Below are 17,890 nucleotides of genomic sequence, written 5' to 3' on the forward strand. Positions count from 1 at the left end.
CGCCGCGGGGACCTCACAGGGCCCATTGCTGGTTGCTCTGGCCGTTGCAGGTCCACAGGTCGACCAGCGCGCCGTTGGCGGTGGACCGGCCGGTGACGTCGAGGCAGAGTCCGGACTGGACGCTGGTGACGGTCCCGTCGGTGTTCACCCGCCACTGCTGGTTCACCTGGTTGTTGCAGGTCCAGATGATCGCCTTGGTGCCGGGCGCGGTCTGGTTGTCGTACGCGTCGAGGCACATCTGCGTGCCGCCCGAGGAGACGGTCAGCTGGTTGGAGGCGGTGTGCGTCCACTGCTGGTTGGCCTGGTTGTTGCAGTCCCAGATCTGCACCTGGGTGCCCGCGGTGGTGGTCGAGTTCGGCACGTCCAGGCACTTGCCCGCGCCCACGGCGCGCACCGGTCCGCTGGTGGCGGTGCCGCCGCCGGTGCCGCCGCTGACCCGGAACATGGTGGTGCCGTGGGCCGGGACGGTGGCGCTGATGGTGCCCGTGGTGGTCGAGGTCGCGCCGGTCCACAGGTCGGTGAGGCCGTAGCTGGCCGCCCCGGTCTTCCCGATCGCGGCGGCGGAGGTGGTGATGGTCGCGGTCGAGCCGGTCTCGTTGAACAGGACCACCGAGACGTCGCCGTTGGCCAGCGGCTTGGCCAGCACGTCGAGGCCGTTGGTGGAGGAGACCATGGTTCCCTGCTTGCCCAGCGGGTCCTGGTCCACGGCGATCACCCGGGTGTTGGTGAGCGTGGCGAGGGTGTTCGCACTGGCCGAGGCGATGTTGGTGCCGGCGATCAGCGGCGCGGCCATCTCGGACCAGAGGCTGAACTCGGTGCGGCTCTCGGTGTCGGTGAGGGAGCCGTTGCCGACCTCCAGCATGTCCGGGTCGTTCCAGTGGCCCGGACCGGCGTAGGGGGCCAGCTTCACGTTGCTGTGGAAGATCGACAGCATGCTGGAGTAGCTCGCGTTGATGTCACCGGTGGTGCGCCAGCTGTTGCCGGTGCCCGCGCCCCAGGTCCACACGTTGTCCTCGCCCCAGTTGCAGAGGCTGAACAGGATGGGCCGTCCGGTCGCGGCCAGCGCGTCGCGCATCGTGGCGTAGCGGGTCTGGGCGGGCGCCTTGGTGCCGTTGGGACAGGAGTTCAGCGCGCAGCCCGGCCCGGCGTAGCAGTTGTCGTACTTCAGGTAGTCCACGCCCCAGGCGGCGAAGGACTGGGCGTCGGTGGTCTCGTGCCCGAGGCTGCCGGGGAAGCCCGCGCAGGTCTGCAGTCCGGCGTCCTCGTAGATGCCGAGTTTCAGGCCCAGCGAGTGGACGTAGTCGGCGGTGCCCTTGATCCCGTCCGGGAACTTGGCCGGGTCGGGGACGAGGCGTCCGTCGGCGCCCCTGGAGTGGGTCATCCAGCAGTCGTCGATGTTGACGTACGTGTACCCGGCGCTCTGCATGCCGTTGTTGTGCATGGCCAGCGCCGTGGTCTTGATCAGCGACTCGGAGACGTTGCAGCCGTAGGCGTTCCAGTCGTTGAACCCCATCTGCGGGGTGGTGGCCAGGCCGTTGCCCAGCGCGGCGGCCTGGGTGGCCCCGCCCGGGGAGAGCAGCGGGATCACCAGCGCCAGGAGCAGGGCCGGGAGCAGGTGCGCGAGCGCCCTGCGCAGGCGGGATCGCGCCGGTCGCCCTGAGGCGTGTCGGTGGGGGTGGAGCACGGGGTCGCCTCCTGGCGTGAGTGGTGGGACGCGCACGACCCGCGGGTGCGCGCGCCGGGAGCATGGTGGGGGCCGTCGCCCCGCGGGCACGGCGGACGCGTGCCGGTGGGCGAATTCGACGCCCGCCGGACGGGATTCCTCCGGGGATTTCCCGGTGCGCGGCGGGGCGGGGCGGTCCGCCGCACCCGAATTCACCGAGCGGCGCGGCGGAAAGGTTCAGGAATGCACCCGGACGCCGAATTCCGGACCGGCCGCGGCCCTGTCGGCATTGGGGCCGGTCGACCCGTCGTCCGTTTCCCGCCGCTATTCGGCGGCGGGGTCCGCGTGAAAGTTTCCGCCACCGCCGCCCGTGCTCCGCAGGCGGGCCCGCGCCTCCTGCGGCCTCCAGCGGCCGGGCCCTGGCTGCGCGGCGGCTCCGGCGAGTATTGTTAGCGCTAACAATTTACGGTGGGGGATCACCCTCTCGAATGTCCTGGGCGGTGGCGGTTAAGAGCGTCCAGCACCCCGAACCCCATGTCAACCCTTCGCGCGGAAATGCCGCCCCCGGAACTCCCCGCACCGCCCGCGCGATTCCCGCACGGGATATTCCGCGTGCGCGGGATTCACCACCCCCGCCGGCTGCCGAAGGACGACCACCACCGACCCGGGGCGCGCCCGAGCGGACGGTCACCACCCCGTCGACCCCGGGCGGACGGTCGCGCCTCAAGCCAGTTATTCATACATGCATACTTCTAGGAGGCTGCTGGGAGCCGCCCGCCCGGGGACCTGTCCGCCCCGGCGCTGGGCAGGGCCTAGGGTGGCCCCATGGCGGACACCCCGACGGCAGCGGCACCCTCCCTCCAGGCGCTGGACGCCCTGGTCGAGCACCTCTGCCAGCCGCCCACCGGCCTCTCCCGCGCCAAGCAACTGCGCTGGATCGCCGGGGAGTTGCGCACCGCCCTGGAACGCGGCGCGATCCCGCCGACCGCCGCCGCCTCCCTCCCCGCGCTCCTGGCCCCCGCCACCCTCGCCGCCTACCTCACCGCCGCCGAACGGGGCCTGCTGCGCCGCAAACCCGCCGCCCGACCCGACCAGCCCTCCCCCGCGTCCATGCGCGTGCGCGAGGACTGCCTGCGCATCCTCACCACCGAGGCGGGCCTGCCCCTCACCCTCCCCGACCGCGAGCGGCCCGCCGTCGAACTCCGGGAGACCGTCACCGCCCGCCCCCGCAGCATCCTGCTGGGCCACCTGGAGAGCGCCACCCGCCCCGGCCAGAGCGACGCCCGCACCCGCATCCTCGCCGTCATCGCCACCGTCCTGGACACCGGCTGCCGCGCCGGAGAACTCTGCGCCCTGCGCACCCACGACGTCGACCTCCACCACGGCACCGTCCGCCTCACCCGCCTCCCCCAGCACCGCGACCCCCGCACCCCGCCCACCACCGAGACCATCGCCCTCTCCCCCACCACCCGCGCCGCCCTGCGCCACTGGCTCACCGCCCGCGCCCACCTCACCCTCCGCGACCCCACCAGGCCCCCCGGCCCCGACAACCAGACCACCGACGCCCTGTGGGTCAGCATCGCCCCCAGCGGCCACCCCCGCCCCGGCCTCCCCCTCCACTTCCGCGGCCTCGCCCGCGCCTACGCCCGCGCCGTCCACGACCTCAACACCGACATGGCCGGCCAACCCGGCTGGCACCCCCTCCCCCGCCGCATGGAACCCCTCCGCCGCGCCGTCGAACTCCGACCCGACGACAGCGCCGCACCCACCGACGCGACCGTCCTGCGCCGCGCACCCGTCCCCGTCCTGCTCCCGACCGAGCACCGGACCGGAGACCCGACCGGTTGACCCGGGGCGCCCTCACCGACCGGGGCGGCCCTGCGGGGCGAGCACCGCGGCGATCAGTTCCCGACGGCTGCTCACCCCGAGCCGGGCGAACACCGCCGTGAGGTGCTCCTGCACGGTGTACCCGGAGATGTGCAGCCGGGCCACGATCTCCCGGGTGGAGCACCCCTGCAGCACCAGGGCGGTGACCCGGCCCTGGGCCGGGGTGAGGCCGTGGGCGGCCAGCAGCAGGGAGCCGACCTCGGCGGCGGGCGCGGGCTCGACCACCACCCCGATCCGGTCCTCCGCCCGCCCCCGCAGACGGGTGGCGTGCAGGGCCAGCCACTGCCCGTCGAGGGTGCGCAGTCTGACCGAGCCGGGCCGGGGCGCGGCCTCCGGGGACGCGTCGGGCGTCCGGGCCAGCTGGACGGCCGCCGAGTGGACCGGCAGCGGCAGACCCTGGACCCGCGGCCCTCCGATCCGGGCCAGCCACCGTTCGGCGTCCGGGCTGATCGAGACCAGCGAGAACCCCTGGTCGAGCACCATCATGCCGGGGCCGCCCGCGGCCGCGGCCCCGTCGCCGGTCAGCGCGCGGTGCACGACGTCCCGGCGCAGGCCTTCGGCCAGGTGCGGGGCGAGCCTGCGCAGGAGGTCCAGATCCGTGCCGGAGAAGCCGGCTCGTGCGTCCGCCCTGTGCAGGCAGAGCACGCCCCAGCACGCGTGCCCGACGACCAGGGCGGCCCGGAGCTCGTCGCCGAGTCCCAGGCCCGCCATGATCTCGCGGTAGCGGGCGCTGGCGGAGCGCTCGCCCCGGGTCGCCCGGTCCAGCGACGTCACCGGCTCCGGGCTCCGGGCCAGCGCGGCGAACTTGTTGACGTCCGCGCGGCCGTACTCGTTGTCCAGGAAGAGCGGAGTGGCGGCGGCCAGCGGGTCCTGGGCCACGGCCGAGGTGAAGAGCAGGGTCTCCGGGTCCACCGAGGCGAAGAACGCGGCCTCCACCGGCAGGATGCCGGGCAGGCGGCGCAGCACCTCGGAGGTCAGGGCCGGTACGTCCAGGTCGGCGTAGCAGCTGTCGATCAGCCGCTCGACGTGTCGCTCCCGCAGGGTGGCGGCCATGGCACTCACGCTACGCCGCTGCCCGCTCCGGCACGAGCCCGAGCTGGCTCAGCAGGCCCAACTCGTCCAGTCGGCCCCAGCGTTCGGCGATCCGGCCGTCCCGCAGCCGGAAGACGTTGATGCCCTTGAGCACCAGCGGGCGGCCGTCACCGGGAACGCCCATCACCTCGCCGTACCGGGTGCCGGAGGCGGTGAAGAGTTCCACCACCACGTCGCCCTCGCCGACCAGGCGCTCGAGGTCGGAGTGCCAGTCGGGGCACGCCTGCCGGAAGGCCGCCGCTGCGGCGCGCATGCCCTCCCGGCCCGTGCCGACGCCGAGGGGCGGGTCGTGGTTGACGAAGTCCTCCGTGAGGTAGGTGTCGACGGCCGACGGGTCACCCCGGGTGAACAGCGCGTCGATGAACGCGGTCACTGTCTGCTTGTTCCGTTCGATGGTGTCCATGAGGCCAGCCTCGGCCTGCGGGGCCCGGACCGGAACCCCACTTTTCTGGGGTCCGCCGCTCGATGGCGCGCCGCACGACGGAGGAGTCGTCGCCGAGCCGGACCGGCGGGACCTGCGTGCCGCCGTCCCCTCCCGTCATGGGGCGGGTCGCGGCGCGGTGTTCGTTTCGAGGTTCTCGAGGAGGCCGGGCGGTTGGGTGACGTCGTCGAGGACGTGGGTGTGCGGGGCGGCCACGAGGTCGGCGTCGCTGCGGCTGCCCGTGCGGATGGCGGCCACGGCGCGGGCGTCGGCAGGAAGCGGTGCCGAGGACGGCGCCACGGCCCGCCGGGCGCAGCCGTTCGATCACGTCGGCGATCCCCGGGGTCTCCCGGACGCCCGCCCCCCCCCCCCCCGCGCGCGGCCTGCGCCGCCTCCCCGCACCGCCCCCACCGCAGGCACCGGCGACCGCGGGGGCGGGTCCGATCGGGTGAAGGGACAATGGATGCACGCGGTGGCAGGACAGCCGTCCGCCGCCCGCCAGTCGAGGCCGTGCTGGAGCCGCCCGTGAGCCGTCGCCGTCCCCCGTCGCACCCCGCCGACGCGCACGAGCTGCTGGGCAAGCTCGGCGAGCTCACCGCCCGGGCGCTGGAACATGCCGAGCGGCAGCGGGCCCGGGTCGAACTCGCCATGGCGCTGCAGCGCGAGCTGCTCCCGGCCGCGCTGCCGAGCCTGCCCGGGCTGCGGACCGCCGCCCGGTACGCGCCCGCGCGCCACGGCCTGGACATCGGCGGCGACTGGTACGACGGCTTCCGGCTGCCGGACGGGACGCTCGGGCTGACCATCGGCGACGTGCAGGGCCACGACGTCGAGGCGGCCGTGTTCATGGGCCAGGTCCGGATCGGCCTGCGGGCGCTGGCCAGCGCGACGAGCGACCCCGGCGAGGTGCTGGCCCGGACGAACGAACTGCTGCTGTCCCTGCCCGACGGCCTCTTCGCCACCTGCTGCTTCCTGCGCTTCGACCCCGCCACCCACGAACTGTCCGTCGCCCGGGCCGGCCACGTCCCGGCGATCTGGGCCGCCGCCGACGGCCGGTCCGGGATCGAGGACACCGAGAACGCCGACGAGGTGGGGCTGCCGCTCGGCATCGAACCCGGCGAGGTATACCCGGTGACGCGGCGGCGCCTGTCGGGAACGGAAGCGGTCGTCCTGGTGACCGACGGCGTGGTGGAAGGGCCCGCGTTCCCGCTCGACACCGGGCTGGAGCACGTCCTGCGGCGGGTGCGCGCGGGGGTGGATGCCGGGCCCGGGGAGCTGGCCGGCCGGGTGCTGGAGGTCGCCGACCTCACCGGGCACCAGGACGACGCCGCCGTCCTGGTGCTCTGCCACGGCGGACCGTGACGGCGCCCGGCGGCGGTGGGTGACCGCGACGGACCCGACCGTCCCGGCCGACCCTCCGGGCGTGTCACGGCCGGGACCGGGCGGCGGCGTGCGATGAGATGGCTGCTGTGCTGCGCAACGCGAAGGCCGGAGAGACCGCGGTGGCCGGCTTGTCGATCATCGGCGTCGCGCTCGTGTACTGGGCGGGAGGCCGGCTCGGCCTGCTGACGCAGGTCGTCGTGGGCGGCGTCCACGTCACCCCGCTGTGGCCGCCGACCGGCGTCGCCGTGGCCGGCCTGCTGCTGCTCGGCCTGCGCGTGTGGCCCGGGATCGCGCTCGGCGCCCTGATGGTCATCGCGGGGTTCGGAGCGATCACCCCCGCCTCCTTCGGCATCGCGGCGGGCAACACGCTCGCCCCGGTGGTGGCCGTCCTGCTGCTGTCCCGGGTGGGCTTCCGGGTCGAGCTCGACCGGCTGCGGGACGGTGTGGCGCTGGTCTTCCTGGGGGCGCTCGCGTCCACGCTGATCAGTGCGAGCGCCGCCTGCCTGCTCCTGGTGTCCGAGGGCGCGCTGGCCCCGCACCAGTTCTGGCCCGCCTGGACGGCGTGGTGGACGGGGGACGCGATGGGCGTGCTGGTGGTCACCCCGCTGCTGCTGGCGGTGCGCGCCGCCCGGATGCCCCGCGACGTGCCGCTGCGCCGCTGGGCGGAGGCCCTCGGCCTGCTGGCGGTCACCGCCGTCACCGTGCTCACGGCGACCCGCAGCCCGCTCTCCCTGCTCTTCCTGGTCCTGCCGGTGGTGATGTGGGGGGCGCTGCGCTTCCAGTTGCTCGGCGCCGCGCCGTGCGTCCTGGTGGTGTCCGTCTTCGCCGTTCCCGCCGCCGTCGATCGCGTCGGCCCGTTCGCCGACCACAGCCTGCTCGCCGTGATGGTCCAGTTGCAGGCCCTCAACGGCGTCGCCGCCCTGACCGGACTGCTGCTCGCCGCCGTCACCACCGAACGCGAGAACACCCTCGTCACCATCGAGCAGGCGTGCATCGCCCTCGCCGAAGTGGTGAACCGTCTCGCCCCGGGCGAGGCCGACGGCCCCTGGCCGCCCTCCGTCGACCCCCCGCGCCCCGACTGACGGACGCCCCCCGTACGAACGCCCCCGTACGAACGCCGTCCGTACGAACGCCGTCCGGCCCACGGTCACGGTCAGCGGGCTGTCGCGAGCCAGTCCCGGTAGCGGGTGGGGGCCAGGCGGGCGCCGGGGCCGGGGGTGAGGGCGTCGCCGGGGACGGCGGCGAACAGGCCGGCCCGGTCGTCGACGAGGACGGGGCGGCGGTCGCCGCGGGCGGCCAGGGTGAGGCGGCCGATCTCGTCGAGCGTGAACCGGTCGGGCCCGGCGACGTCCAGGGTCCCGTCGAGCGGCGCGCCGGTGGCCACGTCGGCGAGGGCGGCGACGACGTCGGCGCTGGCGATCGGCTGGATCGGCGTGGCGGGCAGGCGCACGGCCTCCTCGTCCGAGGTCCAGGACATGGTCGGCTCCATGAACTCGAAGAACTGGGTGGCGCGCACGATCGAGTAGGGCGTCGGGCCGCCGCGCAGCAGTTCCTCCTGGAGCGTCTTGGCGCGGTAGTAGTCGAGTTGGGGGACGAGGTCGACGCCGACGATGGAGAGCGCGACCTGGTGGCGCACGCCCGCCCGCTCGCCCGCGGCCAGCAGGTTGCCGACCGTGGTGCGGAAGAACGCGATCGACTGCTCGTCGAAGGTGGGCGAGTTGGTGACGTTGACGGCCACCTCCGCGCCGGCGAGGGCCTGGTCGAGGCCGGCGCCGGTGAGCAGGTCGACGCCGGAGGAGAGCGAGGCGGTCGTCACCTGGTGGCCGCGGGCGGTGAGCTCGTCGGCGAGCTGGGATCCGATCAGGCCGGTGCCGATGACGGTGATCTTCATGGGGTGCCTTCCTTCGCGGGCCGGGCGCGGACGCACGACCCAAACTCGGACAACTTCTATCCGAGAATATACTCGGATATCCTCTGTCCGAGTCAAACGGAGGCGGAATGAAACTGTCGGGTGGCGTCGAGTGGGCGCTGCACTGCTGCGTGGTGCTGACCGCGGCCGCGGACCCGGTCCCGGCCGCCCGGCTGGCCACCCTGCACGACGTGTCGCCCAGCTACCTGGCCAAGCAGCTGCAGGCGCTGTCCCGCGCCGGCCTGGTCCATTCGGTGCAGGGCAAGACCGGCGGCTACGTCCTCACCAGGGAGCCCGCCGAGATCACCGTGCTGGACGTGGTCCAGGCCGTCGACGGGGCGAACCCCGCCTTCACCTGCACCGAGATCCGCCAACGCGGCCCGCTGGGCACCCCGCCCGAACAGTGCACCGGCCCGTGCCCCATCGCCCGGGTGATGGGCGCCGCCGACGCCGCCTGGCGCGCCTCCCTGGCCGCCGTCACCATCGCCGACCTCGCCGCCACCGTGACCACCGACAGCGGCCCCGCGGCACTGCCGACCGTCGGCGCCTGGCTGACCCGCGCCCCCGACTGACCCGGCGGCGGGCCCGCCGCCCCCCCGCAGCGACCAGGGAGCGGCCGGGGCCCCGGCGAGGGCGGCAGCCGCGCGCGACCGGCAGCGGACGGATCCCGCCGATCGCGCGGGTGACGGTGGAGCGGTCGACGCCGAACCGGCGGGCGAGCACGTCGTGGGTCCCGGCGCTCCGGGACGGTCGGTGCGCGTGCGTTCAGGACCCGGACCGCGCGACACCGGCCGGAACCACCAGGTCCGACGAGGAGCCCTACCGGTGCTCGGGGCTCTCGAAGTCGAAGCGGCAGCCCGCGTCCCACGCGGAGCGCTGGTTGCCGTGGGCCGGAATGCCGCCCGCGTCCTTGAGCAGGCGGGCCAGGTGGAGCTGGTTCCAGGTCATGAAGGTGGTGTTGCGGTTGGTGAAGTCGTTCTCGGGGCCGCCGGAGCCCTCGTCAAGGCAGGAGGGCCCGGGGCCGGCCGGACCGACCCAGCCCGCGTCGGCCTGCGGCGGGATCGTGTACCCCAGGTGCTGGAGGCCGTAGAGCACGTTCATCGCGCAGTGCTTGGCGCCGTCCTCGTTCCCGGTGATCAGACAGCCCCCGACCCGACCGTAGTAGGCGTACTGGCCGTGCTCGTTGAGGACCGAGGAACAGGAGTACAGCCGCTCGATGACGCACTTCATGACGGAAGAGTTGTCACCGAGCCAGACCGGCGGAACACTCTGGCACCCTAGCTGACCTGCGGCGAAGACATCCAGACCTTCGTGGCCCTCCCCCGCAGACGCAGAGAGCAGAGGGCTGGGGGCTGGTGAGCGAGCGTCAGCAGAAGCCCCCCGCGGGCGCGGGGATGGTCCCGACAACATGCGGCCCGTCAAGCCGGACCGGCACTGCTCCCCGACCGCGCAGGGATGGCTCCGTGTAGCGGGTCCCGGCGCAGTCGAACTCAGGCTGCTTCCCGCGCCCGCGGGGATGGTCCCTCCACCGAGCGCATCCCCGTGGTGCTCGGCATCTGCTCCTGTCAACAAGCTGAAGAACTCCCGCGCCGTCGCGACTTGCTATGACAAGCGCGGCTACGTGTTCCTCGGCACCGTCACCGCGGCCACTCTGGTCATCTGACTGCGGGCTTGAAGCCTTCTCACAGGGCGAAGGGCCGGTACTCCAGAGCCTGATCGACGACCTCGGCAGCTGTCAACTCCCGCCCCTCGGGCCAGAAGACCAAGTCGCTTACGTAGCCGGTCGGACAGTCAAGGGCCCTGCCCAGCGCCTCCAGTGCGCCGTACGCCTCAGCATCGTCGGCATAGTCCGCATCCATGATCTTCTGTACCAACGCAACGGCCGTTGCACGAGCCATCACCGTCACAGCCACCCCTTCCAGAAGAAGGCCAGCCTAGACAGTCACATGATCGGCCGGACAGCTCCTAACGGGGAACGCCTGCTCCCCGTCCCCGCGGGGGTGTTCGAGAAGTGGTTGGTGCCTTCGACCTGAGCAGCACGTCTCACCATCACGACTCGAACAGGGCCGACTGGTTCCAGGGGACGGCTATGGATTGTCCCTGAGGGCCAAGTACGGCGTGTTGGCGATCGCTTCGCAGGAGCAGCCGAACCGAAGGACCTGGAGCGGTTTGTCGAAGACGCTCCGGTCACTGATGCGAGGGCGATGGCAGCGCAGGGGATGGTCCGGGGGGAGGCCGGCCGCTGTGGGATCAGTGCTGAGAATTACTCCCCCAGCGGTTTGGCCAGCCAGGATGGCGATACGGGCACGGGCCGTCCAAGTGTTCATCGAGTGCTGCGGCCCCATGCTGGAGGCCGGTGCGTTGGGCCGGCTCCGTGCCCGTGCGGGCTTGTCTGCCTGACGGCCGAGGGGTCCGTCGCGTGCGGGCTGCGCACGGGTGTGGGAAGGGCGAAGACTCCGTGCGGAGTCTTCGCCCTGGGGGCCGAGGTCAGGCGGTTTCGGTGGGGAGGCCGGCCTCGACCCAGTCCTGGATGCCCTCGCGGTACTTGCGGACGTTGGTGTAGCCGAGGTTGGTGAGTCGGTCGGCGACCTGTCCGCTGTTGGAGCACGCCGGGTTGGAGCAGTAGGTGACGATCGCGGCATCGCGGTCGGGAAGCACGGTGGACGCCTGGGTGTCGACATCGGTCGGGACCAGTGCCAGGGCGCCGGGCAGGTGCTGCTGGGCGTAGTACTCGCCGCCGAGCGTGTCGACGACGGTCACGGCGCCGGTCTCGATCGCTGTTGCCAGTTCGTCGCGGGTGATGAGTGCGGTCATGTCACTGCCTCCAAGGGAATCGGACTACAGTCCTGTTATGACTCATGACAGTAACGGACTGCGGTCCGGTTCGGCAATGCCCCTGGAACTGCTGCGGACACCGCCGCCCAAGGAGCGCGCGGACGCAGCCCGCAACCGGGCTGCGGTTTTGGAGGCGGCCGCCCGGCTCTTCGCCGAGCAGGGCGTCGAGACGGTCTCCATGGACCAGGTGGCCGCAGCCGCCGGCGTCGGCAAGGGCACCTTGTTCCGCCGGTTCGGCGACAAGTCGGGGCTGGCCGCCGCACTACTGGACGCCCGCGAACGCGTGCTGCAGGAAGCGGTCCTGTCCGGGCCGCCCCCGCTCGGCCCCGGGGCTCCGGCCGACGAGCGCCTGACCGCCTTCCTCAACGCCTACTTCGACTACCTGCTGCAGCATCTGGCGCTGGTCCGGATGTCAGAGACCGCAACGCCCGGAGCCCGATACAGGATCGGGGCCTACCGGTTCTGGCATCGCCACCTGACGATCCTGCTCGCCACCGCACCCGACCCCGACCACGCCGCCCACGCCCTGCTCGCCACCCTGGCAGCCGATCACGTCGCCGCACTCCTGCCGGAGCTCGGCGAACAGCGGATGCGCACCGGCCTGCTCCGCCTCGCCCAGTCGGCGATATGACAATCCCGCCCCGCCAGCCCGGGCTCATCCCGCCCCGCGATCCCACCTATCTGCGCGAGTTCTCATGTCGGAGAGGTGTGGAAGTATTCACCCGCACCACCTCGCTCCTTGACACCTCCACAGCACATACCGATAACAACCGACCGCCGCCGTGGTACGCGCCGGCCGTCAAACGCGGAACCAGGTAGCCACAAGTCCGACCCCGTCCGCACCCTGGAGGCCCCAACCCGCCAGAAGGAAGGGAGAGTGACACTATGTCGCCAATGTCCAAATTCCTGAAGTTGGCGGATTCGCCGGCTATCAACTCATAACACCGCAGGTCAACAAGCTGCTCCCCGCACACGCGGGGATGGCCCCGCGATGTCCTCCGCGTCCACGTCGCTGTCCGGCTGCTCCCCGCACGCGCGGGGATGGCCTCGTGGAGACGCCCGGTCCGTAGGGGTGAGGTCCGCTGCTTCCCGCACACGCGGGGGTGGCCCCAGGTCCCAAACCGGTCCGGTATTCCGAGACGCTAACGCCGGCCTGCGCCTGCTGGCCGCGCCTGTGAAGGTCAAGCCAGGATCCTTGGCGCGCACTACGGTCAGGACAAATAGCGTTGACTGTGAATCTCCTTGCCCTGCAGAGAACGACTCGCTTACCCGCCTGCCCCTGCGCGGTGAACAGACGTGAAGAGGGGTATGCCCTCATGAAGGACTTCGCTGGGTCTGGCTGGGGGTGCCATGGACGGTGAGAGACGCTCAACCGGCAGTCGTTCTCCTGAGATCGTCGGGTTTGGGGCGTTAAACGTGGACTACATCGCGAGCGCATCGCGGCTGTCCGCTCGAACAGCGGAGCAGGTATCTGAGTCGACAGCGCGGTTCGAGTGGAACACTGAGGGGCCGGTCGATCAGCACACCATCACGAAGGTGATTGAGCGTCTGGGTACGTCGTCACTAGACGCCTCGCTCGGCGGTTCGGCTTGGTTGACCGTGTTCACACTCGCCCAGATGCGGTTAGGTCTTCGGCTGGGCTATGTGGGCGTGGTGGGCCGGATCGAGACGGCGGGGCTGTCGTTCGTCAGGCAGATGGACTTGCTGGGGATCGACCGCCGCTGGGTGGCGCGCAGGCCCGGCCAGTTATGCGGGATCTGCCTGTCTTACTTGGACGATGTGGAGCGGGTGATGCTCACCCACCCCGGTGCGAACTTCGCGATGGCCGAGCACCTGCGAACCAACGGCGAGGCGATCTCCACTTATCTGGCTGGCGCCCGGATCGTCCACGTCACCTCGTTCCTGGACGATACGACGCCTCCGATTATGCTTGAGGTCCTCACCCGGGCGCGCAGCCTCAATCCCGCTCTGCGGATCAGTTTCGATCCCGGCTTCAACTGGGCCGCGCACAGCAGTGCTGCGATTGACGGGATCTTGGCCATCAGCGACCTGCTGTTCGTCAATCACCGGGAGTTCAAGGCGTTGGGTGGATACGCGCTCGGCGAGTCGGACGAGGTTCTCTCACGTCGGGTCCTGGCCCGTTGCGCACCAGGCTGCACGGTGTTCGCCACCAAGCGCTACGACTCGATCGAGGTGTTCCGGTCCTCTCCGGCGGGGGTTCTCGCACAGCGTTTTCATCTGCGTCGGCCGGTGCGGGAGACGGCGATCGAGGATGCGACAGGCGCTGGCGATGTATTCGCCGCGTCTGTCCTCGCGGCCCTGGCCTCCAAGCGGCTGCAGGTCGAGCTGGGGTCGTTCCTCGGACTGAGCCTGTCCCGGTACCGGATCGCTCACCGTGACCTGCCCGCGTCCGCCCTGCCAGCGCTGGGCCGCGACGGGTTCCTGCAATCCACGGAGACGCTCACCGGCCCGGGGGCCCGGCCCGATGCCGTGTTGGTGGCCCATGACGGCGGTACGCAGTGGGAGGTACTGCGCCGGTTCCTCAAGGAGGACTGCCACCTCACGGTGTACACCCTGGACCGCAGCCGTCCGTTCGACACGGATTTCCCGCAGCTGTTGTGGGAGCAGCTGATCCGCTGCGGCTTCGCTGTGTCGGTTTTGTCGGCCTCACGGCTGATGGCGGCGGGCCAGTGAGGACACTGTTCATCAAGTGGGCATCTTCCAGGGCTACTACGGGTTCGGGCGCGTGGCGATCCTGGCCGAGGAAGGCTGTGAGCCGTTCTCGAACAACGCGGGCTTGATCCGTATGGATTTCGCCCCCGGACGAATCGACAGCACTTTCATGGAGTTGGAAAGAATGCTGGTCAGAGAAGGACTCCTGCCCCAAGGAGGCAGCTGGCATGAACGCTGAACTGGATGAGGGGACGCCGTCGGCTCCCCGGGTGGACTTCGCCTTGGACGTGGTCGGGATCGGTGCCCTCAACCTCGACTACATCACCCACTCGGAGCGCGGCACAGGAGCGGATCGCCTCGCGCCGCTCAGCACCCGCATCGCCGAACTGCTGGACAATGGCCGCCCCGCACCTGAGTGGGGCACCGAGGCGGCGGTAGACGAGGCCACGGTCTACGCGGCACTGGAAGCAGCCAACGCGTCAGGGCTGCAGACTTCTCTCGGGGGATCCGCGTTCAACGCGATCAACACTCTCGCCCAACTCCAACTCGACTTGCGCCTGGGCTACGTCGGCGTTGCCGGCCGTGTCCCAGGCCCTGGCCTGTCCGCTGTCCAACAACTCCAGGCTCTGGGCGTCGACCATCCCTTTGTCTTCCGTGACGACGAACACCTGTGCGGTGTCTGCTTCTCCTATACCGAGGACGGCGAGCGCACACTGCTCACCCATGCGGGCGCAAACACGGCGATGGCCGACCACCTGGAAGCCTCCTTCTCCCAAGTCGTCGCCTACCTCGCCACAGCCCGCGTCGTCCACGTCACCTCCTTCCTCGACGACCGCACACCTGGTCAACTCCTCTCCCTCCTGAAAGCCGTCAAGCAGGCCAACCCCGCCACCCGTATCAGCCTGGACCCCGGTCACGTCTGGAGCACCGAACCCACCCCCGAGGTCGACGCGATCATCGCGTTGGCCGACTACCTGCTTCTCAACCACCGAGAGTTCCACGAACTCGGGTACCGCACCGACAACGACACCGACCAGGACGTCGCCTCGCGCCTCTTGGAGCGGCTCGCCAGCGAACACGGTCTCGTCATCGTCAAACGCCGCACCGGAATCCATGCGTGGCGCCGCGAAAACGCCAAGGCCCTCGACGAGTTCTACCCTCAGGTCGTCCTCTCCGACGACCAGATCGAGGACGCCACCGGCGCCGGAGACGTCTTCGCCGCCGGCCTGCTCGCAGTACTGGCCGGAGATCGGCTCCAGATCGAACTCGGCTGCCTGCTCGGCATGACTCTGGCCCGGCATAAACTGCGCTACGTCGGCAGTCACGGACACGCCCAACTCGCCGATTTCACACGCGACTTCATCAGGACCTTGGACGCCGCGCGACGCACTGCTGCCCGTCCTGCCGGTGTCTTCATCGCCCACGGACGCAGCCCCGAATGGCTGGCGGTCAAAACGTTCGTCGAACAGCGCTTCGGCGTCCCTGTCTACTCTTTCGAGTCCGACTCCTGGGGCAGCCGCCCGGCCACCGAGGCCCTCAGCGACTACCTGCAGCGATGCAGCTTCGCGGTCTGCGTGCTCACCGCCGAAGACGCCACCGGCGACGGCCACATGGTCGCCCGTCAGAACGTCATCCACGAAATCGGCCTCTTCCAAGGCCATCGTGGCTTCGACCGTGTCTTGGTCCTTGTCGAGGACGGCTGCGATTCCGTCCCGGCCGCCGCTGCCCCTTACGCAACCACCTTCCCTCGTCACGCAATCAGTAGAACCTTCTGGTTCCTGGACCGCGCACTCCAAAGTCACGGCTTCGAACACACCTGACCACCCCAAGGACCCTCCTCGTGGGGCTGGATCTCATTACTGTGAGCGTGCGTTCTAGCTTCCACTGCTCCCGCGCCTGCGGGATGGCCCCGGAGCACCCTCCGGATTGCGCGGAACACGGACCTGCTCCCCGCGCCCGCGGGGATGGTCCCAAGACCGGCGGGGACTACGCGGGCGGGCTGTACTGCTCCTCGCCAGCGCGGGGATGGTCCCAGGCGCGACCAGGTGACGGGGCCGACCATGCCCTGCTCTCTGCCCGCGCGAGGATGGTCCCCCCTTGCAGCAGGCCGGCCTCAGCGGGCCGGAACTGCTCCCCGCCTGCACGGGGATGGCCCCCTGCTCGGCGGAGAACGCCAGCGAGAACAACTGCTCCCTGCGCCTGCGGAGATGGTCCCTCGCCCGGGGTCTCGTCACGCACGGCGTCCGACTGTTCCCCGCGCCCGCGGGGACGACCCCGCCTGATAGGTGCCGGTGTTGCGGGCGTCGTCCTGCTCCCCGCGCCCGCAGGGATGGCCCCGGCGGTGGAACGCAGCGCGCGACGTGGCTCGGCTGCTCCCCGCCTACGCGGGAATGGGCCCGACCATCATGTGGCCGACTTTGGAAGGAGCTCTACCCCGCTCCAGACCGGAAGACGGCGGCTTGGGTGTCGGAGGGCCGTGGGAGCATACGCCCGCACCGCCGCGCTCCTTGACACCTCCACAGCACCACCGAACAACAGTCAGCCACCGACCCCAGCCACCCGGTACAGAACCAGGCGACCATGGAACCCTGCCTCGCCAACGCGCTGAAGGACTGCCAGCACGGCCAGGAAAGGAAGTGACTTGATATCCCTAATGTCCGAATTCATGAAGCTTGCGGATTCCCGGCCCACCGGCACATAACACCGCAGGTCAACAAGCTGCTCCCCGCCCGCGCGGGGATGGTCCCACCTCCTGCTCTGCGGGGGTGAGCCGGGTGATCTGCTCCCCGCCCGCGCGGGGATGGTCCCGCGACCCTCGCGCACCGTGGCCGCCGGGCGGCCTGCTCCCCGCGTCCGCGAGGATGGCCCCTTTGTCCGCTACTCGTTCGCGGCCATCGGCCTCTGCTCCCTGCGCCTGCGGGGGATGCCCCCTCCGGAAAGCAACCGAAGGTGCTGTTGCTTTTCTGCTCCCCGTGGGCGCAGGGTTCTTGGCGGCGGTGCCGTCGCCGGGGGTGAGCTGGCGCGGGCCGTAGTCCTGTTCGATGTGGCGGGCTTCGGCCTGGGTCTTGCGGCGGTCGAAGGAGAGGCCAGCGAGACGGCCGTCCTGGCGCACGAGGGTGGTGGCGATGTGGATGTGGTCGTCGGCGTGGCGGACGGCGACCCAGCGGCAGGCGGTGGTGTCGCCGTCGGGGGTGATGCCGGTGGCGCGGACGATGCAGCGGGCACCGGGTTCGGTACGCACCGAGCAGTGCCAGATGGTGGTGGCGGAGGCGCGGTCGCCGATGGCCTTGACGGGTTGGTCGAGCCGGTTGGCGAGTTGGGCGAGGGTGTGGTGGGGGTTGCGGCCGGGGTCGGGGGCGAAGCCGTTCCAGCTGGCCACGACGTACTGGTCGGTGTGCTCGTCGTGCTTGCCTGGCTCGAAGAGGTAGTGGATGAGGCCGTAGGTGCTGCCGGTGCCGGTGCGGATCTTGGGGATCACCGGCGGACCATCCAGGCGATGGCGTCGTCGACCGCGCTGATGGAGGCTTCGATGCGCTGCAGGAGCTGGCGGAGGTCGGCGGCGACCTGGCCACCGGCGTCGAGGAAGTGGGCGGCCTGGTTCAAGTTGTTGCCGATGCCTGCGAGTTGGCGGTTGGACTCCATGAGTTCCTGGATGCCGCGCCGGTAGTCGGCGACGGCGGCGTTCGGATCGCTGCTCGCGGCGGCGGCGAGCACGGCGGCGGTGTAGCCGCCGGGGGCGAGGCTGGCCTGCCGGGCGGCGTGCTGGAGGAGGGACCACTCGGGGTCGCTGAAGCGGGGGCAGACGCGGTTGGTACGCACGACGGGCTGGCGCCGTCGGCGGCGGGTGGTGGCGCGGACGGCTTCGGCGGTCGACTCGATCTGCTCCTCCTCCTTCTTCGTCGGCACCCCGGGCCGACTCCCCGGTCGGGGGGGGGGCCCCCGGGGGGGGGCCCCCCCCGGGGGGGGGCCCCCCCCCCGGGGGGGGGGGGGGGGGGGGGCGACATACCCCACAACAATCGCCCCCCCGGGG

16 protein-coding genes and 3 pseudogenes are annotated in these 17,890 nt (G+C 71.3%); 9 read left to right on the forward strand and 10 right to left on the reverse strand.

Annotated features, from left to right (window positions below; all coding sequences use genetic code 11):
• Positions 1–13: 13 nt before the first annotated feature.
• Positions 14–1,615: a glycoside hydrolase family 27 protein gene (locus tag ACFY00_RS11355; RefSeq protein ID WP_388030220.1), complete on the reverse strand. Its 1,602-nt coding sequence runs from the start codon at positions 1,613–1,615 to the stop codon at positions 14–16.
• Between the two features lie 873 nt (positions 1,616–2,488).
• Between ACFY00_RS11355 and ACFY00_RS11360 the strand changes: the two genes are divergently transcribed.
• Entirely contained in the window at positions 2,489–3,511 is a 1,023-nt protein-coding gene (locus ACFY00_RS11360; RefSeq protein WP_388029846.1) for a site-specific integrase, read from the forward strand.
• 12 nt (positions 3,512–3,523) lie between these two features.
• Here the strand turns inward: ACFY00_RS11360 and ACFY00_RS11365 are convergent, their stop codons facing one another.
• From ACFY00_RS11365 to ACFY00_RS11375, 3 genes are all read right to left on the reverse strand, one after another.
• Positions 3,524–4,603 (reverse strand): LuxR C-terminal-related transcriptional regulator, encoded by a 1,080-nt coding sequence (locus tag ACFY00_RS11365; protein ID WP_388029848.1) that lies wholly within the window; start codon positions 4,601–4,603, stop codon positions 3,524–3,526.
• 10 nt (positions 4,604–4,613) lie between these two features.
• Positions 4,614–5,045, reverse strand: a complete 432-nt coding sequence (locus ACFY00_RS11370) for an ester cyclase (protein ID WP_388029851.1) — start codon at positions 5,043–5,045, stop codon at positions 4,614–4,616.
• A gap of 135 nt (positions 5,046–5,180) precedes the next feature.
• On the reverse strand, positions 5,181–5,321 hold the full coding sequence (locus tag ACFY00_RS11375; protein ID WP_388029854.1) for a hypothetical protein: 141 nt from the start codon (positions 5,319–5,321) through the stop codon (positions 5,181–5,183).
• Between the two features lie 267 nt (positions 5,322–5,588).
• On the opposite strand from ACFY00_RS11375, the gene ACFY00_RS11380 reads away from it, so the two are divergent.
• Complete coding sequence (locus ACFY00_RS11380; RefSeq protein ID WP_388029856.1) at positions 5,589–6,422, forward strand: PP2C family protein-serine/threonine phosphatase; 834 nt, start codon at positions 5,589–5,591, stop codon at positions 6,420–6,422.
• 98 nt (positions 6,423–6,520) lie between these two features.
• Positions 6,521–7,525 (forward strand): MASE1 domain-containing protein, encoded by a 1,005-nt coding sequence (locus ACFY00_RS11385; protein ID WP_388029859.1) that lies wholly within the window; start codon positions 6,521–6,523, stop codon positions 7,523–7,525.
• Positions 7,526–7,596: 71 nt separating this feature from the next.
• Here ACFY00_RS11385 and ACFY00_RS11390 read toward each other — a convergent pair whose 3' ends face one another.
• Complete coding sequence (locus ACFY00_RS11390) at positions 7,597–8,334, reverse strand: SDR family oxidoreductase (protein WP_388029861.1); 738 nt, start codon at positions 8,332–8,334, stop codon at positions 7,597–7,599.
• Positions 8,335–8,441: 107 nt separating this feature from the next.
• Between ACFY00_RS11390 and ACFY00_RS11395 the strand changes: the two genes are divergently transcribed.
• Entirely contained in the window at positions 8,442–8,924 is a 483-nt protein-coding gene (locus tag ACFY00_RS11395; RefSeq protein WP_388029864.1) for an RrF2 family transcriptional regulator, read from the forward strand.
• 247 nt (positions 8,925–9,171) lie between these two features.
• Here the strand turns inward: ACFY00_RS11395 and ACFY00_RS11400 are convergent.
• Positions 9,172–9,612 (reverse strand): annotated as a pseudogene (locus ACFY00_RS11400) (flavodoxin family protein); the annotation flags it as partial.
• A 304-nt stretch (positions 9,613–9,916) separates the two neighbouring features.
• Between ACFY00_RS11400 and ACFY00_RS11405 the strand changes: the two are divergent.
• Positions 9,917–10,015: pseudogene (locus tag ACFY00_RS11405) on the forward strand (IS5/IS1182 family transposase); the annotation flags it as partial.
• 19 nt (positions 10,016–10,034) lie between these two features.
• On the opposite strand, the gene ACFY00_RS11410 reads toward ACFY00_RS11405, so the two are convergent.
• The 3 genes and pseudogenes from ACFY00_RS11410 to ACFY00_RS11420 all read right to left on the reverse strand — a co-directional run bounded on the left by ACFY00_RS11410 (position 10,035) and on the right by ACFY00_RS11420 (position 11,166).
• Positions 10,035–10,250, reverse strand: coding sequence for an e9imm peptide (locus ACFY00_RS11410; RefSeq protein ID WP_388030223.1), 216 nt, complete (start codon positions 10,248–10,250; stop codon positions 10,035–10,037).
• A gap of 219 nt (positions 10,251–10,469) precedes the next feature.
• A pseudogene (locus tag ACFY00_RS11415) lies at positions 10,470–10,616 on the reverse strand (IS5/IS1182 family transposase); the annotation flags it as partial.
• A 223-nt stretch (positions 10,617–10,839) separates the two neighbouring features.
• Entirely contained in the window at positions 10,840–11,166 is a 327-nt protein-coding gene (locus ACFY00_RS11420; protein WP_388029866.1) for a rhodanese-like domain-containing protein, read from the reverse strand.
• 76 nt (positions 11,167–11,242) lie between these two features.
• Here ACFY00_RS11420 and ACFY00_RS11425 point away from each other — a divergent pair, with 76 nt between their 5' ends.
• From ACFY00_RS11425 to ACFY00_RS11440, 4 genes are all read left to right on the forward strand, one after another.
• The gene (locus tag ACFY00_RS11425; RefSeq protein WP_388029868.1) at positions 11,243–11,818 is read left to right on the forward strand and encodes a TetR/AcrR family transcriptional regulator; all 576 of its coding nucleotides are present in this window, start codon (positions 11,243–11,245) and stop codon (positions 11,816–11,818) included.
• A gap of 785 nt (positions 11,819–12,603) precedes the next feature.
• The gene (locus ACFY00_RS11430) at positions 12,604–13,881 is read left to right on the forward strand and encodes a carbohydrate kinase family protein (RefSeq protein ID WP_388029871.1); all 1,278 of its coding nucleotides are present in this window, start codon (positions 12,604–12,606) and stop codon (positions 13,879–13,881) included.
• A gap of 16 nt (positions 13,882–13,897) precedes the next feature.
• A complete protein-coding gene (locus tag ACFY00_RS11435) occupies positions 13,898–14,098 on the forward strand; it encodes a hypothetical protein (RefSeq protein WP_388029874.1) in 201 nt (66 codons plus the stop codon).
• Entirely contained in the window at positions 14,088–15,680 is a 1,593-nt protein-coding gene (locus ACFY00_RS11440; RefSeq protein ID WP_388029877.1) for a PfkB family carbohydrate kinase, read from the forward strand. The genes ACFY00_RS11435 and ACFY00_RS11440 overlap by 11 nt, the downstream gene beginning before the upstream one ends.
• Positions 15,681–17,334: 1,654 nt before the next feature.
• On the opposite strand, the gene ACFY00_RS11445 is transcribed toward ACFY00_RS11440, so the two are convergent.
• Positions 17,335–17,766, reverse strand: a complete 432-nt coding sequence (locus tag ACFY00_RS11445; RefSeq protein WP_388029879.1) for a MobC family plasmid mobilization relaxosome protein — start codon at positions 17,764–17,766, stop codon at positions 17,335–17,337.
• Between the last annotated feature and the right edge of the window lie 124 nt (positions 17,767–17,890).

Origin of the sequence: Kitasatospora sp. NPDC001540 (assembly GCF_042894345.1) — a bacterium.
In the GTDB taxonomy this organism is placed as follows: Bacteria; Actinomycetota; Actinomycetes; order Streptomycetales; family Streptomycetaceae; genus Kitasatospora; species Kitasatospora phosalacinea_C.

Excerpts from the sequence above, each read along its gene's own strand:
- ACFY00_RS11360 (WP_388029846.1), top strand. The coding sequence starts at position 2,489 with ATGGCGGACACCCCGACGGCAGCGGCACCCTCCCTCCAGGCGCTGGAC.
- ACFY00_RS11365 (WP_388029848.1), bottom strand. The coding sequence starts at position 4,603 with ATGGCCGCCACCCTGCGGGAGCGACACGTCGAGCGGCTGATCGACAGC.
- ACFY00_RS11370 (WP_388029851.1), bottom strand. The coding sequence starts at position 5,045 with ATGGACACCATCGAACGGAACAAGCAGACAGTGACCGCGTTCATCGAC.
- ACFY00_RS11385 (WP_388029859.1), top strand. The coding sequence starts at position 6,521 with ATGGCTGCTGTGCTGCGCAACGCGAAGGCCGGAGAGACCGCGGTGGCC.
- ACFY00_RS11390 (WP_388029861.1), bottom strand. The coding sequence starts at position 8,334 with ATGAAGATCACCGTCATCGGCACCGGCCTGATCGGATCCCAGCTCGCC.
- ACFY00_RS11395 (WP_388029864.1), top strand. The coding sequence starts at position 8,442 with ATGAAACTGTCGGGTGGCGTCGAGTGGGCGCTGCACTGCTGCGTGGTG.
- ACFY00_RS11410 (WP_388030223.1), bottom strand. The coding sequence starts at position 10,250 with ATGGCTCGTGCAACGGCCGTTGCGTTGGTACAGAAGATCATGGATGCG.
- ACFY00_RS11420 (WP_388029866.1), bottom strand. The coding sequence starts at position 11,166 with ATGACCGCACTCATCACCCGCGACGAACTGGCAACAGCGATCGAGACC.
- ACFY00_RS11425 (WP_388029868.1), top strand. The coding sequence starts at position 11,243 with ATGCCCCTGGAACTGCTGCGGACACCGCCGCCCAAGGAGCGCGCGGAC.
- ACFY00_RS11440 (WP_388029877.1), top strand. The coding sequence starts at position 14,088 with ATGAACGCTGAACTGGATGAGGGGACGCCGTCGGCTCCCCGGGTGGAC.